This window comes from Tanticharoenia sakaeratensis NBRC 103193 (assembly GCF_000963885.1).
Taxonomy (GTDB): domain Bacteria; phylum Pseudomonadota; class Alphaproteobacteria; order Acetobacterales; family Acetobacteraceae; genus Tanticharoenia; species Tanticharoenia sakaeratensis.
The window spans coordinates 41,056-56,183 of record NZ_BALE01000003.1 but is presented as its reverse complement, the minus strand read 5'-3'; the positions used below and the strand labels follow the sequence as shown (position 1 = coordinate 56,183).

16 protein-coding genes are annotated in these 15,128 nt (G+C 64.0%); 5 read left to right on the top strand and 11 right to left on the bottom strand.

Annotated features, from left to right (window positions below; genetic code table 11):
- The first annotated feature begins 32 nt into the window (after positions 1-32).
- On the top strand, positions 33-548 hold the full coding sequence (locus B8446_RS00990; RefSeq protein WP_048846382.1) for a peroxiredoxin: 516 nt from the start codon (positions 33-35) through the stop codon (positions 546-548).
- A gap of 7 nt (positions 549-555) precedes the next feature.
- On the top strand, positions 556-1,125 hold the full coding sequence (locus tag B8446_RS00985; RefSeq protein ID WP_048846271.1) for a DUF1643 domain-containing protein: 570 nt from the start codon (positions 556-558) through the stop codon (positions 1,123-1,125).
- Positions 1,126-1,174: 49 nt separating this feature from the next.
- Here the strand turns inward: B8446_RS00985 and B8446_RS00980 are convergent, their stop codons facing one another.
- Positions 1,175-1,813, bottom strand: coding sequence for a POTRA domain-containing protein (locus B8446_RS00980; RefSeq protein ID WP_048846270.1), 639 nt, complete (start codon positions 1,811-1,813; stop codon positions 1,175-1,177).
- Between the two features lie 64 nt (positions 1,814-1,877).
- Positions 1,878-2,408, bottom strand: coding sequence for a molybdenum cofactor biosynthesis protein B (gene moaB / locus B8446_RS00975; protein ID WP_048846269.1), 531 nt, complete (start codon positions 2,406-2,408; stop codon positions 1,878-1,880).
- 187 nt (positions 2,409-2,595) lie between these two features.
- Between moaB and B8446_RS00970 the strand changes: the two genes are divergently transcribed.
- Complete coding sequence (locus B8446_RS00970; RefSeq protein ID WP_084711948.1) at positions 2,596-4,059, top strand: carbohydrate porin; 1,464 nt, start codon at positions 2,596-2,598, stop codon at positions 4,057-4,059.
- A 272-nt stretch (positions 4,060-4,331) separates the two neighbouring features.
- Here the strand turns inward: B8446_RS00970 and B8446_RS00965 are convergent, their stop codons facing one another.
- The 9 genes from B8446_RS00965 to B8446_RS00930 all read right to left on the bottom strand — a co-directional run bounded on the left by B8446_RS00965 (position 4,332) and on the right by B8446_RS00930 (position 12,688).
- On the bottom strand, positions 4,332-5,669 hold the full coding sequence (locus B8446_RS00965) for a carbohydrate porin (protein WP_241767568.1): 1,338 nt from the start codon (positions 5,667-5,669) through the stop codon (positions 4,332-4,334).
- 416 nt (positions 5,670-6,085) lie between these two features.
- Positions 6,086-7,621, bottom strand: a complete 1,536-nt coding sequence (locus B8446_RS00960; RefSeq protein ID WP_048846266.1) for a peptide MFS transporter — start codon at positions 7,619-7,621, stop codon at positions 6,086-6,088.
- A 109-nt stretch (positions 7,622-7,730) separates the two neighbouring features.
- A complete protein-coding gene (locus tag B8446_RS00955; RefSeq protein WP_048846265.1) occupies positions 7,731-8,675 on the bottom strand; it encodes a DnaJ C-terminal domain-containing protein in 945 nt (314 codons plus the stop codon).
- Positions 8,672-8,833, bottom strand: coding sequence for a hypothetical protein (locus tag B8446_RS16385; protein ID WP_199484020.1), 162 nt, complete (start codon positions 8,831-8,833; stop codon positions 8,672-8,674). The genes B8446_RS00955 and B8446_RS16385 overlap by 4 nt, the downstream gene beginning before the upstream one ends.
- 142 nt (positions 8,834-8,975) lie before the next feature.
- The gene (locus B8446_RS00950) at positions 8,976-10,511 is read right to left on the bottom strand and encodes an efflux transporter outer membrane subunit (protein WP_048846263.1); all 1,536 of its coding nucleotides are present in this window, start codon (positions 10,509-10,511) and stop codon (positions 8,976-8,978) included.
- 1 nt (position 10,512) lies between these two features.
- On the bottom strand, positions 10,513-11,430 hold the full coding sequence (locus B8446_RS00945; protein ID WP_048846261.1) for an efflux RND transporter periplasmic adaptor subunit: 918 nt from the start codon (positions 11,428-11,430) through the stop codon (positions 10,513-10,515).
- Positions 11,431-11,457: 27 nt separating this feature from the next.
- Complete coding sequence (locus B8446_RS00940) at positions 11,458-11,652, bottom strand: DUF1656 domain-containing protein (protein WP_048846258.1); 195 nt, start codon at positions 11,650-11,652, stop codon at positions 11,458-11,460.
- A 244-nt stretch (positions 11,653-11,896) separates the two neighbouring features.
- Entirely contained in the window at positions 11,897-12,328 is a 432-nt protein-coding gene (locus B8446_RS00935; protein WP_048846256.1) for a phage holin family protein, read from the bottom strand.
- 81 nt (positions 12,329-12,409) lie between these two features.
- Positions 12,410-12,688: a hypothetical protein gene (locus B8446_RS00930; RefSeq protein ID WP_048846254.1), complete on the bottom strand. Its 279-nt coding sequence runs from the start codon at positions 12,686-12,688 to the stop codon at positions 12,410-12,412.
- A 188-nt stretch (positions 12,689-12,876) separates the two neighbouring features.
- Here B8446_RS00930 and B8446_RS00925 point away from each other — a divergent pair, with 188 nt between their 5' ends.
- Positions 12,877-13,995 carry an ABC transporter ATP-binding protein gene (locus B8446_RS00925; RefSeq protein ID WP_084711947.1) on the top strand — a complete coding sequence of 373 codons (1,119 nt, stop codon included), beginning with the start codon at positions 12,877-12,879 and terminating at the stop codon, positions 13,993-13,995.
- Positions 13,996-14,007: 12 nt separating this feature from the next.
- On the top strand, positions 14,008-15,123 hold the full coding sequence (locus B8446_RS00920; RefSeq protein WP_084711946.1) for an extracellular solute-binding protein: 1,116 nt from the start codon (positions 14,008-14,010) through the stop codon (positions 15,121-15,123).
- Positions 15,124-15,128 lie beyond the last annotated feature (5 nt).

The window sequence follows — 15,128 nt, the reverse complement described above, 5'->3', positions numbered from 1 at the left end:
CCGACCGACGTTTCTTCCGTGCCCGCCCGGTCATGGCGCTCGCACTGCTGGCCGGGGCCGCGCCCCTGGCGCACGCCGCCCTGCCGCAGGGCACAAGTGCACCGTCATTCAACGCGCCCGCCAGTCTCGGCGGCAAAGAATTCCAGTTTTCGCTCGCTGACGCGCTCAAGCAGGGGCCGGTCGTTCTCTATTTTTACCCGGCCGCCTTCACGCGCGGCTGCACTATCGAAGCGCATGATTTTGCGGAGGCTATGCCGCAATACCAGGCCCTGGGTGCAACGGTGGTCGGTGTGTCGATGGATGGCATTGCCAAACTCGACAAGTTCTCGGTCAGCGATTGCCGCAGCAAGTTCGCTGTCGCCGCCGACCCGGATGGCAAAATTACGCGCTCCTATGACGCCAAGATGCCCATCATGAACATGGCGACGCGCGTGTCCTACGTGATCGCGCCCTCCGGCAAGGTCGCTTTCAGCTATGCGGCGATGTCGCCGGACGAGCATGTCGCGAAGACGCTTGCAGCCGTGAAGGCGCTTAAATCCGCGCCCTGAACGTCCGATGACCCAGTCCGACATGTTTGCGCCGCACCATGTCGGTGCGTCGCGTGCCCTGCGCCTGAGTGACGACGTCGTCAGCCACGCGACCTATGACGGCCCGGGCGACTGTTACCGCTACACGTTGCACCGGGTCTGGGACGAGACGAAGCCCGCCGTCATGTGGCTGATGATGAATCCTTCGGTCGCGACCGAATACGGTGATGACAGGACAGTGGCCAAATGCCAGCGCTACGCTCGTGCGTGGGGTTACGGCGCGATGTTCGTCGGCAACACCTTCGCCTATCGCTGCACCGACCAGAAACGACTGTTAGAGGTCGAAGACCCGATCGGGCCCGGCAACGACCGCGCGCTGCTCGACATGGCGAGAGCATCGGCGCTCGTCGTGCTGGCTTACGGTGCTCCACACCACAAGACGCTCAGGGCGCGTGGCACAGAGGTCGCCCGGACCCTGTTCGACGCAGGCGTCGAACTGCACGTCCTGCGCCTGAGCCGCAGCGGCCGCCCGGAACACCCGCTCTATCTTCCGGGCACCCTGACGCCCCAGCCGCTGTCACGCGATCAGCTCGCCTGACACCGCAGGAAAGTTGGGGCGCGCCACCATCGGCACGCGCCCCTGAACATCAATGCTGTTCGGTGATCTTGTAGGTCAGCACGACGTGATTGTCCTTGTTCGGATAATCGGCAGACGGCTGGATCTGGGCGCTGATCCCGATCTTCTTGTAATAGTCAGAGATCTTCTGGGTCGCGGCGTTGACCTGTTCGCTGGTCAGGGTCTGGCCGACCGTCAGACCGGAGGCCGTCGTCAGATCCGCTGCTGACGGCTTGCGGTTGCCATCGAACACCAGCTTGTCGAGCAGAAGCGCCTGCACCTGTGTGGCGCCCGGCGCGCCGGGCGCCTGCTCCGTGATGTCGAGCTCGACGGCGACGGTCTTGTTCAGGAACTTCATCCGCGTCTTGAAATTCGCACCGACGTTCTTCTGCTGGTAGACGTCGACGACCTTCTGCAGGCCCGCGTTGATCTGATTGCGCGTCAGAACATCACCGACATGGTAGGGAAGCGCCGACGTGATGGCGTCCGTCGGAACCTGCTGGTTGCCGTTGACGGTGAACGAGCTCAGTCGAAACGACGAATTGTTCGACGCTGCCGCATGGGCCTGCGGCATGGGCGCCGAGGCGATGATCGCCATGGACGGAATGAGGCCGGCCGTGCCGGCGATCAGCAGCGTGCGCAGACGTGCGCGCAGATGGTCTTGTGCCAAGACGAATGCTCCCTGGAATCGTTTCGGCCGCCATCATGCACGCACAACACCGCGTGCCAAGCCGTCACCGCTCCTGCAGGCGCGGCATCAGATCCACGAAGTTGCAGGGCTTGTGCCGGCTGTCGAGCTGTTGGCACAGGATGTCGTCCCAACCGTCCTTCACCGCACCGCGCGATCCCGGCAGCGCGAACAGATAGGTGCCGCGGGCGACGCCTGCCATTGCGCGCGACTGGATCGTCGATGTGCCTATCTTCGCATAGGACAGCATGCGGAACAGCTCGCCGAAGCCCGGAATGTCCTTTTCGATCACGCGTGCAAATGCTTCCGGCGTCACGTCGCGACCCGTGACCCCGGTGCCGCCCGTGCTGATGACGACGTCGATCGACGCGTCGTCGATCCAGCCCTGCAGAATGCCCGTGATCGCACCGATATCATCGGGCACCAGCGTCCGGTCAGCCAGGATATGACCTGCATCCGTGATCCGTGCCGCCAGGATATCGCCTGATGCGTCAGTTGAGGGATCCCGCGTATCGGATACCGTCAGAACGGCAATCCGCACCGGACGAAAAGGCACAGGCGTGTTAGGGTCGCTCATACGCCTATCGGATCACCCCGCCCCTGGTCCGTCAATCGCCCGCCGTTCCGGTGCGGTGGATGTTACGCTGATGGAACACCCGGACGCCTGATGCGCTTTGCCCTGCGGAAGACAAGGCGCCTGTCAGCCCGCGGCGACGCCGGCCCACAGGAAAACAAAGGAATTACAACGGGATGCGATACCACTAATGACTGTTTTTCGAAGAGGCTGGGCCGTTCTTTTGGTCTTCCTGCTCGGCCTTGCCAGCCACCCCGCACATGCCCAGGACGCCAACAGTCCTGGAACGAATGCGACCGGCACGACAAGCTCTTCCGAAACGGCCGGCAACGTGCAGGAAGGGACCGCCGCACAGAGCGCGCGCCAGATCGTCGATCCGGGCCCGTTCTTCGCAGCCCCGATGGGAAGCCAGCATCTGTTCGGAGACTGGGGCGGCATCCAGCCCTGGCTTCTCAAGCATGGCATCCATCTGCTGGCGGCCGTGAACGAGGAATTCGCCGGCAACGTCACTGGCGGCAAGCAGCGTGCCTATTCGGACGCAGGCCAGGTCGGCGTCGAGATGGACGTGGACTGGGACAAGCTTGCCGGCATTCCGTCGTTCTGGACCCACACGATCATCGTCAACGGCCACGGCGACAATGTGAGCCGCAATTTCGGCGACCAGATCGCGGGCGTTCAGGAAATCTATGGCGCGCGCGGTAACGTGGTGGCGCATCTCGTCGCGATGTGGGGCGAAAGCGCGTTCTACCACAACCGGATCGACATCAGCGCGGGCTGGATCCCGCCCGGCAGCTTCTTTGCCGCCTCCCCGCTGTTCTGCGACTTCATGAATGTTGCGATCTGCGGCAATCCCGCGCCGGACAAATATACGCCCGGCACGCGCGACTGGCCGTCGGGCAACCTCGGCGTGGTGGCGCGCGTCATGCCGACGCCGACCACCTACATCATGGGTGCGCTCTTCGCCGTCAGCCCGCACAGCTTCAATGGTGGCATTTCGGGCTGGTCCTGGGCCCAGTCGGGCCTTGGCAAGCTTTCGACCCCGGTCGAGCTCGGCTGGCTCCCGTCGTTTGGACGCAACAAGCTCGTCGGGCACTACAAGCTCGGCTACTCCTACGATAACTCGCGCTATCCGGACCAGTACTCGGACATGTATGGCGGCTCTTACCAGCTCAGCGGGCTGCCCGCGCGTAACATCACCGGACAGAACAACCTTTGGATCCAGGGCGACCAGATGCTGATCCGCAACGGCGATGGTCAGACCAACGGTCTCATCCTGCTGGCCGGCGCGATGTATAGCGACGGACGTATCGTGGCGATGCGCGATCACACATGGGCCGGCATGATCGAGACGGGCAAGGCGTGGGGGCGGCCGCTCGATACCGTGGGCATCATGTGGCAGCACTTCGACATGAGCCATACGGTGGCACTGCAGCAGGAAATGTCGCAGGCGCTTGGCCAACCCTACATCGCGAACCAGTGGGGCACGGTCTACGGCGTCCAGTCGCACGAGAACACGTATGAGCTGTTCTACAGCATGCACGTGGCCCGCGCGACGGCCGTGCAGCCTGACTTTCAGTACATCCAGCGTCCGGACGCGACGACGACGTTCCATGACGCTGCTGTCCTTGGCGTTCAGATCACTTCGGTGCTCTGAACGCGCGTTTACCTGAGAATCGGGCGGAAGAGTGTCTGGAAGGTCGGCTCTTCAGACCCGCTCTCACCCGAAAGCCTCAACCGCGTGCTGGACGAATTGTCCCGCGCGCGTTGCCGTAACGGCTTTCGAGTACGAGGTGGGAGCGCCTCTCAAGAGAGCCGTCCGGCAGAGCGTTCGAGACAGTGCCCGAAACCAGCGCCGTAATCGGCATGAAAGAGCGCTGGAAATTTCCGAAGCGGGATGTCAGGCAAGAAGCCTGACATGGAACGGCATCAGAACGTGATGCCGCACTCGAAGTCCAGCAACAGGGCATTCTTGTAAAGATTGGTGCCGCCGGGGTGCCAGATATACTGCGCGCCGGGCCGCACCGTCAGCCACGGCGACGGACGCCAGCCGTAATTGGCTTCCAGCATGTTTTCGTCGCTCGGCTTGACGAGCCCCCGGAAGCCCTGCTGCTGCAGTTCGGCGACGTAGTTCGTCAACTGGCGGTTCACGATCAGGATCTTGCCGCCGAGGCTGATCGTATCCTGGGGGCGATTCCAGAACGTGCCTTTGCGCACGATGCCGGCGGTGACGAAGTACGGCGCTTCGGACGTCCGCGGATCACCCCAGATGATGGACATGAAGGCGACCGTGGAACGATTGGGATCGCCCGCATCGCGCTCCAGCATCTGGTCTCCTTCGAACCACCCACCGTAACGACCGCGGATCTGTTCGATCGGCAGATTGACGAGCTGCGGCGCCGTAGCAGGCTCGAACGACTGAAGGTGCGAATACATGTTCGCAACTTCCGACGTGTCCCAGTAGCCGCCGATTTTCAGGTTGGTCGGCAGGGTCCCCGAGGAGTCCGTGCCGCCGCCATGCCAGCCGAGCTGGAATGGCAGGTAGACACCCGTCGAGTTATGGAGTCCGAGCTGGAACCCGTTGTGAGTATTCGCAATGGCGGGATCGACGTTATAGATACCGGCCGACACCAGATACCGGTCGTTCCCGGCGGGATACAGCTTGAGATAGGCACCCGGATGAGCCGTCGGGTAATAGCCATAGCCCGAATTGATCGCCAGTGCCTGCGGCATGCCGCAGATCGCATTCGATTCGAACTGGCAATACAGGTTCATGCCCCAGTGCATCGTGGACTGGCCGAAATCGTTTTCGGTATTGATCTCACCGAGTTCGACATCGGCATATTTGGTGATCTGCTTTTCGATCGACAGACGCGTGATACGCACGGTCTCGCCGGAACCGAAGATTTCCTGCGGGCTGTCGAGTGCCGGCAGCGTCGCCCCCAGGCCCAGACCCGCACGTTCCGTGATGAGCGCATGGACGACACCGAGATCGGTGCCCAGCAGCTTGGCGGTGTTGATATCCGCGCCGAGGCCAAACTCATGCGCATACCGGACGTCCTTGGACTTGCCGCCGACCGGATTGCCCGCGCTGTCCTCAAGGTAATGCCCCTGAATCGCGATGCCTTCGTTCTGCAGCCGCGTGCGCAATCCGCCCCAGTCACCGGTCATCGTGCCCTGATGAAGCCACGCATCGAAACTGGACGGAAAGAACGGAGTATCCGGCACGGGCGGCGGTTTTGCCGTGCTGATGCGAGTGCCCTCCATCGGACCGATCCGGTCATACGGATCACCGTTGGACATGTCGGGAATGGTTGGGGCCGATACAGCCTTGGCGGGTGTGCCCGGAGTGACGTGCGTTGCCTGTCCCAGAAACTGCCGGTCACGGTTCTGGGACGATGACGGCGTCGACGTGCTCTGGGCATAAAGGGGAGACGCATAAAGACATGCGGTGGTCGCCAGCGTAACGATCCAGGGCGCGGGGCGCCATATCTGTTGCGTAAAAACCTTGCGTCTCCCGTAGCAGATTCAGGAAATATCGAGATTTGTCATGAACACACGCGGCGCTGCCGGACAGCTTCAGAGCAACATCGACAAGGCCGTGCCTGGCTTGTGTTCGCCTGTGAACCTTGCTGCCCCATTACCAGCGCGACATGGAGCTCGCAACCTCGTGAATGAAACCTTTACAGGTGATCGATCACACTTCCGTGAAGTCGATCAAGGCGCTTGCAGACTGGCAGCAGGGCACCGACCACGGCTGCGATGACAAGGGCAATGACGAAGAGATGAAAGAACAGCGGCACGAATGCGGCCGCCGTCTCGACCGACCGGGAGGCCGGACTGCTGGCCGCTTCGTTGGCCATCATGCTGCCGACATACATCGCAAGCCCCCAGAGCAGGTAGAGCGCGCCCATCATGAAGCCGCTGAACCGCTCGGGCACGTAACGCGCGATCACCGCCAGCCCGAGGCCACCGATCAGGAGTTCCCCGATCGACAGGAACCCGTATCCCACGACCATGCTCCATGGCGACACCCGTCCCGCACCATGATCGGGCGCATGCAGGGCGGCCTGCCACCAGACTGCGAAAGCCGCTGCGACCAGCGCAAAACCGATGCTGACCTTCACGGCAAGCGACAGATCACGCCCCTGTCGTCCCGCCCAGGCATACAGCGCCGCCAGGATCGGGCTGGCTCCCATGATCCAGAACGAGTTGAACGATTCGAACTGGGCCGCCGACATCGAGAACAGGACATGGCCGCCAATCCGGAATGTTCCGTCGACGGCATGCAGCGCGAACAGGGTCAGCGACGTCATCATCTGCTGATAGAACAGGAAGTAGAGCGCGCTCTGCACGGACAGGATGTAAGCCAGAAGCAGCCCTGCCCGTTCGGTCGCCTGAGCGACACGATGCAGAGCGATCCAGCCGCCTGTCAGTCCGATGGCGGCAAGCACGACGCATCCCGCCGATAACGTCGGCACGGCCAGCACGACGGCCACGAGCACCACGAGCAGAAGAAACCCTGCAGCCATGGTGCCCATTCGGGAGGCCGGGACATGCCGCTGGTCTGCCGAATTCGTGGCCATGTCCAGCAGGCGACGCCTGATGGTCGCGTAAAGAAGGCCGACCGCAAGCCCGAGCGCACACGCGTAGAACGCCGTTGGCGCACCATAGTGGTCCTGCAGCCATGGCGTCAGCAGCATGGAAATTGCAGCGCCCACGTTCACGGCCATGTAGTACAACGTGAAGGCGGCATCGAGACCGGCATCGTCACGATCGAAGATCGCGCGGACGAGATTGCCGGCATTGGGCTTGAACAGGCCGTTTCCGACCGCAATCAGCGCCAGGGCCGGAAAGAGGAGAGACGCCGCCTGAACGCTCGCGCCAAGCGCTGCATAGCCCATCGCCATCGTCGCTGCGCCGCAGGATACGGCCCGACGTGCGCCCAGAAAGCGGTCGCCCACCATGCCGCCGATCGCCGGCATGACATAGACGGCCATACCGAAGGCGCCGAGCATCAGATTGCCGGTGTGCTCGTCCATGTGAAGGTGCTGGACGAGATACAACAGCAGGATCGCCTGCATGCCGTAGAAGCCGAAGCGTTCCCAGAACTCGATCGCAAGAACAACGCCGAAGGCCTGACGCCGCGCCGGCGACGCGCCGGGTGGAACCGTATCGACAACGTCATCCGGCCGAGCGTGGACGAGGGGCACGGTCATCAGGAACTCTCAGACGATCGGGAAAGATCGCCTCCGGTATCACCGGAGGCGGACTTCGCCAACCGCGCCCCTGCCCGTGGACGCCCGATCAGTCCGATCGGGCCCGGTGTCAACCGGCCTTCTGGGCTGCCTCGGTTTCTCCGGCCAGGAACGCCTCGAGCTTCGGATCGACCTTGCCCAGGTGAATTTCGAGCGTCACCAGCAGATCGCCGGCCGGCGCGCTGCCATGCGCGCTGACGCCACGTCCGGCCAGACGCAGCACCCTGCCGGTATCCGAATGACGCGGGACCGTCATCGTGACATCGCCCTTGGGCGTCGGCACGGTCAGCTTGCCGCCCAGCACGGCCGTCCGAAGATCGATGGCAACCGTCGCGCGGACCGTTGTGCCATCGCGCGTGAACCGCGCGTCGGGCGCAATGGATACCTCGATCAGGGCGTCGCCCGGCGGCCCTTCCCCCTGCGGTCCTTTCCGACCCGGCGATCCCTTGCCGCGCAGACGCAACGTCTGCCCTTCCTCGATCCCCGGCGGGATCCGGACGTCCAGCGTCCCGCCATCCGGCAGGGTCACACGGGACGTCGTGCCGAGCACGGCGTCGACGAACGGAACCGTCAGGCGAAACGAGCGGTCCGCGCCGCGTCGCGGCGTGCGACGCCCTGCCGCACCGCCGGGCTGGAAATCGCCCTGGAAACCACCGGAGAACATGTCGGAGAAGAAGGCACCGAGGTCTTCCTCGCTGGCGCCCTCGAATCCACCGAAGCCGCCACGTGGTCCGCCGCCGCCGGCATAGGCACCGCCTCCGCCGAAGCCCGCACCGAAGGGCGCCCTCTCCTGCCCGTTCGCGTCGATCTCGCCGCGATCGAAACGGGCCCGCTTTTCGCTATCACCAAGGATGCCATAGGCCGCGCCGACGGCCTTGAACCGCTCTTCGGCCTGGGTATCGCCCTTGTTGCGATCGGGATGGTATTTCTTGGCAAGGGATCGATAGGCGCGTTTGATGTCATCATCGCTCGCACCGCGCGCGACCCCAAGCGTTTCATAAGGATCGCTACTCACGCCGGATTACTCACCTCTTGCTCCGCGTCGCGCTGAAGCAGGTCCAGCAGGACGGCCGTCGAAACCTCGCGCGGGAAGCCCGCGCCCTTTGCCTGCTGCAGCAGGTCATCAAGTCTGGGTGCCAGAAAATCCTCAGCGGGATGTCCGTCATTCGCCATCGTTGTTGTCACTCCTCATGAAAAGAAGTGTGGTCGGATACCCGGAAGGTCAATCGTTTTTCTGGCCATGCAGGCAACGGCATACGGCGTCTCATGACGAACGGCGGTGTCAGGTCCGGATTGGCGGACCTGACACCGGATCTCATCGGCTGAACGCCTTGGCCAGAATGTTCTGCTGGCTCTGGTCGACCGGCAGATGCGTGTCGCGCAGGGCGCGTCCCTGCCATCCGGCACCGATCGCAGTATAGAGCGTGACGGCATCACGCAGCTGCGCCTGGTGCGCCTGCGCAAGACGGTCCTGCACGTCCAGCAGCGTGCGCTCGCTCGACAGCACGTTGAGGAAGTCGGTCAGACCGGCGCCATACAGACGGGTTGCGCGCTGGTTGGTCAGGGTCGCATCCGCCGAGGCGCGGTCGAGACGTGCCACCAGCTGCGTATCATGCTGCCAGTCGCTCATAGCGTCTTCCACTTCCTGGAAGCCGTGCAGGACAGTCTGGCGATAATGCAGCCGGCTTGCCTCGGCGGTCGCCCGGGCGCGGGCGATCTGCGCCGTCAGGCGGCCGCCATGGATCAGCGGCATGGATGCGAGCATCAGGAACTGCCAGCTCATGCCGCCAAGCTGGAACGCCTGATAGGCGGCCGACGCCTGCGGATTGAATGTCAGCGGCACACTGAAATTCGGATAGAGCTGGGCGACGGCCACGCCGATGCGCGCCGTATCTTCGGCATAGGCGCGCTCGGCCTCGCGAATATCCGGCCGGTTAGCCACCACGATCGACGGCAGGGTCTGCGGGAACGGCGGCATCACCGGAAGCGGCGACGGCGCGGCAAGGGCTTCTTCCAGCGCGCCCGGCGGCTGCCCGGTCAGAACCGCGATCGCATGGGCATCGCGGTCGAAATGAGCCTGAAGCGGTTCGAGCCGGGCAATTTCGGAATCGTATTCCGTCTGCGCCTGCGAGACCTGCAGGTTGTTGCCGACGCCATGGGCGAACAGGCGCTGCGTCAGCGACAACGCATCCTGTGCGACCCGGACGTTGTGCCGGGCGATCTCGAGACGCGCCTGCGTCGCGCGCATGTCCATGTAATCGCCGGCGAGATCCGCCAGCATGGTGACCAGAACGCCACGGCGCGCTTCGATGGATTCGTCGATGGCGCGTTCGCTTGCCTCGACTTCGCGCCGGATGCGCCCGAACACGTCGATTTCCCACGAGGCGCGCGCGCCATAAGTCAGGACGGATGCTTCCGGCCGATTGGCCGGATTGCCGGGACGCAGCGGCCAGTTGTCGATGTTGACCGAATAGCGGTCGTCGCCGCCGCCCGTCATGGCATCGACCTGCGGATACCAGGCAGACGCTGTCTCCTGACGCATCTGGTGCTCGGCGACGATACGCTGGTCGGCGATCTTCAGATTGTAATTACCCGCGATCGCGGCCCGCACGAGCGCATTGAGCTCCGCATCATGGAACTGAGCCCACCAGTCCTGCATTTCTGCATTGGTGCGCGCGATTTCCTCTGGCGTCGCAGCGTGCGGCGCGTCGGTGAAGCCTGCAGGGACCGCAAACTGATCCGGCTTGTACTGCGGACCAACAGTGCACCCTGCGAGGACGCCTGCGAGGAGGATCGCGGTCAACCGTCGCGAACGTGACCCCGCTTTGGAATTTCGACTGCCGTCACCCATGTCAGAGATGATCTTGCAGCCAGGTGATCAGCCGTCCCCGGCGTCCGATCGATGTGGGACCGACGGTTACCGTGCAGGTCATGCCGGCGGCCAGCGTCACATCGGGAGGCACGCGGTCGAGATGAATGCGAACAGGGATACGCTGCGCAAGACGAACCCAGGTGAAGATCGGGCTCACGTCCTGCAGGCCAAGCCGGTCGGACACGCCGTTCTGGTCGTTGATGCCGCGCGCGATGCTGATGACATGACCGGGAATGATGTCGCGATAGCCCATCAGCTTGACGCGGGCGACGTCGTTGACATGCACGCCCCACATCTTCGTCTCTTCGAAGTAGGCGTAGATCCAGAAGCTGTCGGCATCGATCACGGCAAGGCGGGCCTGACCGGCAGTCGCATAGTCACCGACGCGCAGGTTCAGGTTCGTGACGTAGCCGTTGACCGGCGAATACACGATCGAGCGCTGCAGGTTCAGCTTTGCCACATCGAGGCTGGCCTGCGCCGCGGCGACGGCCGCTTCCTGGGTGGCAGCATTGGAGTTGAAGACTTCCTGTTCTTCCGCCGAGACCGCGCCGCCAAGACCTTCGCGGCGTTTTGCGTCGCTCCGGCGAAGCATCAGATCCTCACGCGCGCCAGCCAGGCGCGCCTGCGCCTCGGCGATCGCGAGACGGAACCGCACCGGGTCAAGCTGGAACAGCGGGTCACCGCGATGCACGTACTGGTTGTCGCGGACAGGCACGCGGACGACGGTGCCGGCCACTTCGGGCGCCGTATCGACGACATAAACACGCACACGACCGTCTCGCGTCCACGGCGAGATCATGTAGGCGTCCCACAAGGCCAGCCCCAGCCAGCCGGCGATACCGACGACCGCCAGCGTCAGCAGGACGCGCATCGAATTTCGAAGGAAGTCGATCAGCATGACGTGCCGATCTGCGCCAGTGAGGTTTCAGACATACAGCACCAGGAGACAGAGCACACAGCTGTAGAGCGCAACCTCGAACAGGGCACGGTGCCAGAACAGGTTGAGGATCCCGGTGGACCACAACACGAACCGGAGCATCAGGGTGACGATAACCGCGACAAAGGCATAGACCGCGATCGGCGCGATCAGAATGCCGGCAATATGGACCTCAGTCAGCATCGGTGATGCGTTCCGAAATCATCAAACTGCCACGACGGGATCAGGTATGCGCCTCGATACGCACCCACACCCACCTTGTGTCTCGCGCTGTTCATAGTCTCCCGACGCCCAACAGCCGCCCGAACCGAAACAGGAGCGGCTCCATGGTCTTACGCTGTCGGTTCCGGGCTGGCTACGCCTGTTGCGGAGTTATTACGCGCGCGTTTGGTATGCGCAGAATGCAGATCAGGCGCGAGGAAGTGCCTCAGCGGCGGGAGAAGATGTTCTTCAGACCGCTGCCCGCGGCACGCCCGGTAAAGCGGCCAACAGGGCCGAGCAGAATGCTTGTGAAAGCGGAGATCGTGACGGCCTGCTTGAAGGCGGCCATCTTCCGGTCACGGCGGATCCGCGCGTCGATCTCGACGGGATCGGGGATTGTACGCCGTCCCAGCAGCACGAAAATCACTGCGAACAGCAGGTCGATGCCGAAGACGATGGCTGCGGCAGACAGATGGGACAGATGGAACGCATCGACGAACAGCGCCCAGAGCAGACCGTGTCCGCTGATGATCGCAAAGAAACCGAACACGGCCGCAACGACAAGATAGGCCACCTGACGGCCGATGCGCAGCGCCATGCGCTGCAGGATCTTGCCCTGCGCCTCAAGGACGGATTGGCCGAGTTCGGTAACCTTCATTACAGTAGACTTCCACCCGGGGAACCGGGCGCCTTTCTTATGGCGCGCATACGCATTGCCCCGGGCGGAACCGGTGCAGGCTTACTTCGAGAAACGACCGGCCAGGAACCCGACCACGCTCGAAATCAGGATGGCCAGGATCGGTTGCGCACGCACGCGCGTTGAAACGTTATCGACCTGATGATCGGTTATTTGACGCGCATTGGCAACGGCATGGTCCGCGCGATCGGCCGCGTCGATCAGTGCCGGGCTGATGGTTTCGGTCAGAAGGCGCTGGACCTGGTCACGAAGACTGTCGATCTGTGCCTGTGTGGAATCCGCGGCCGCAGTCGTTGCGTCCTTCACGGTGCCTCGTCCCATATGAAAACCTCCTGTATCATGTGTCTGTTCGTTGGTCCCTGTCCACGCGGGCTCGAACCTGCGGGGCAGAGGCGTTATCAGAGAACGTTCTGACACGTTCGTCTGAAACGTTACTGAACCGCCCGAGGTTTCATGCCCCGCTTTTCCTGTCCCGGTCCTGCCTTCGCCGGCACCGTTACATACCCCCGATGAAGGCACCCCTCGTCCCCGTGCTGTCAGTAACCGACCTGCGTCTGACAGCCGACCATCCACCCGTGTCGCTGATGCTTCCGACACGTGACACCGCGTCCACGACGCTGTGCCTGCTGGGCGACGACCCGGCGATCCTGTCGACCCTGCTCGATGCACTTGCGGGACATCGGCCGGTTGCCGACGGCATGATCAATGTGGATGGCACGGACATCAGCCGGCATCTGCCGGAAAATCGACCTGTCTGTCTCGTGAGCGCGCGCGATCCGCTGTTTGCGCATCTGAGCGTGGGCGAGAACATCGCATTCGCCGCCCGTGCCCGGGGCGACGCGAAGGGGGCCGTGGAGGCGGCATGTCGCAAGGCGTCGGCCCTGATGGGGCTGGACGGTCTTGAGGCGATGAGAGTCGACCGTCTCGATACCCTGGGGCGCCTGCGGGTGGCGCTGGCACGCGCCGTCGTCCGCGCCCCGCGCATCCTTCTGCTCGACGACCCGTTTGCGGGCCTTTCACCGTCGCTGCAGCGTCAGGCGCAGGGCCTGGTCACGATGCTCGGGCAGGCGCTTTCCCAGCATCTCGTCCTGGCCACGACGGACCGTGAGACGGCCTTGCGCTGCGGCGCGCCGATCGCGTTGTTTTCCGGTGCCCATCTACTGCAATGCGCGCCCGCATCGGGATTGTTCGATCGCCCAGCGGATGACCGTGTCGCGACCCTGTTCGGCGACGCGAATGCGATGCCCGGTCGCGTATTGAGCATCGACGACGACGTGGCCCGGGTGCGTCTGCCAAGCGGGGGCGTGGCGGAAGCGATGGCCTCCGACGGGCTTGAGAGCGATGGCCTGTGCATTTTGTGCGTGCGGCCGGACCGCATTTCGCCCGTCTTTGGGGCGGCGGCCTTCGCCCTCGATGAAGACGATGCGCCAATCACGGCGGTGCTTCAGGACAGCATGCATCTTGGCGACCACGTGCGCCTGCGTTTTCGGCTGGCGGACGGCGTCGATGTCGAGGTGCGCCGGGCTCCGCTGCAACTTCATGCCGGCCTGAAACCGGGCGCGCCCGCACAGTTGGCGTGGGCGGCCGGCCATGCAACCGCTTTCCCCATGCGCCCCGATATGTATTAGTGCGGCTTCCCCATGCCGTGCAGCTCCCCTCGCCCGTCCCGACAGACCCGTCCCCAGAGCCGACGCGCGACACTTGCTCGCGCAGTCGGCGCCGTCGTGTGCGGTGTGTGGCTGGCCTCGGCTCCGACGCCAGCGGCAGCCACGGACTCGCTGCCGCATCGTATCGCGCACTGGTTCACTCACATCGGCACGCCCACGGCACACGCACGTCATCGCCGCGTGCCGCCGCCGCCCCGCATGGTGTTTGCAACCCTTCCCGCGGCCCTCGAGTCCGGCGCGATCCAGCCGGCGCCGCACGCTCCGTATGCGTTGCGCGACTGGGACGGCACGATCGAGACGCTGCGCAAACACACCGGCGACCGTACGCCGCCGTGGGCTGCCGTGCAGCTGGATGCGACGACGCTCGCCGAAGCCTGCGCCGAGGGGCTGGTGCAGGTCCGCAGTCCCCAGCCGGGACAGAACCTCACGGGTCTGCACCGCTGCGGCTATGACAGCGGCCAGATGGACGTCGTTCTTGCCTGGGACCGCTCCCGTCTGCACGACACGCCGGAGGCCGCTATCGACTGGGGTGCGTTCTGGGATGTCGCGCGTCATCCGGGCAAGCGTGGCCTGCGCGCGGATCCGCGTTCGACACTCGAGATCGCCCTCATGTCCGATGGCGTGGCACCGCAGGACGTCTACGGCGTGCTCGCCACCGACGATGGTGTCTCCCGTGCGCTTCGCAGGCTCGACCTGCTGCGCCCCTATATCGTGTGGTGGCATACGCCGCAGGATGCGGCGTCGATCATGCAGAACGGGGCAGCCCTGATGACGAGCGCGCCGGCCGCCGAGATTGTCGTCGCCGATGCTCATGCACCAACGGGTCGGCCAGCGCCCGGCTTCGTGGCGCAGTGGCGCCAGAGCCTGCGTGATGGCGTCTTCTGGGCAATTCCCCGCGGCGTCGCGCCGGGACAGGCCACGGGGATCGCAACCGTCCTGCGCAACGATGCACCGCATTATGACGATTCGCGCCAGGCGCCTCTGACAGGCATTCCGGCATTGCCGGTCAACGACGATTTCTGGCAGGCGCATCTCTCATCGCTTCAGACCCGTTTCCGTGCCTGGCTCGGGCCGGATGCCGGGCCCTGAGAACC

Bases quoted from the DNA above. Each gene is read 5' to 3' on its own strand.
- B8446_RS00990 (WP_048846382.1), top strand. From the start codon at position 33: ATGGCGCTCGCACTGCTGGCCGGGGCCGCGCCCCTGGCGCACGCCGCC.
- B8446_RS00985 (WP_048846271.1), top strand. From the start codon at position 556: ATGACCCAGTCCGACATGTTTGCGCCGCACCATGTCGGTGCGTCGCGT.
- moaB (WP_048846269.1), bottom strand. From the start codon at position 2,408: ATGAGCGACCCTAACACGCCTGTGCCTTTTCGTCCGGTGCGGATTGCC.
- B8446_RS00970 (WP_084711948.1), top strand. From the start codon at position 2,596: ATGACTGTTTTTCGAAGAGGCTGGGCCGTTCTTTTGGTCTTCCTGCTC.
- B8446_RS00965 (WP_241767568.1), bottom strand. From the start codon at position 5,669: ATGGAGGGCACTCGCATCAGCACGGCAAAACCGCCGCCCGTGCCGGAT.
- B8446_RS00960 (WP_048846266.1), bottom strand. From the start codon at position 7,621: ATGACCGTGCCCCTCGTCCACGCTCGGCCGGATGACGTTGTCGATACG.
- B8446_RS16385 (WP_199484020.1), bottom strand. From the start codon at position 8,833: ATGGCGAATGACGGACATCCCGCTGAGGATTTTCTGGCACCCAGACTT.
- B8446_RS00950 (WP_048846263.1), bottom strand. From the start codon at position 10,511: ATGGGTGACGGCAGTCGAAATTCCAAAGCGGGGTCACGTTCGCGACGG.
- B8446_RS00945 (WP_048846261.1), bottom strand. From the start codon at position 11,430: ATGCTGATCGACTTCCTTCGAAATTCGATGCGCGTCCTGCTGACGCTG.
- B8446_RS00940 (WP_048846258.1), bottom strand. From the start codon at position 11,652: ATGCTGACTGAGGTCCATATTGCCGGCATTCTGATCGCGCCGATCGCG.
- B8446_RS00935 (WP_048846256.1), bottom strand. From the start codon at position 12,328: ATGAAGGTTACCGAACTCGGCCAATCCGTCCTTGAGGCGCAGGGCAAG.
- B8446_RS00930 (WP_048846254.1), bottom strand. From the start codon at position 12,688: ATGGGACGAGGCACCGTGAAGGACGCAACGACTGCGGCCGCGGATTCC.
- B8446_RS00925 (WP_084711947.1), top strand. From the start codon at position 12,877: ATGAAGGCACCCCTCGTCCCCGTGCTGTCAGTAACCGACCTGCGTCTG.
- B8446_RS00920 (WP_084711946.1), top strand. From the start codon at position 14,008: ATGCCGTGCAGCTCCCCTCGCCCGTCCCGACAGACCCGTCCCCAGAGC.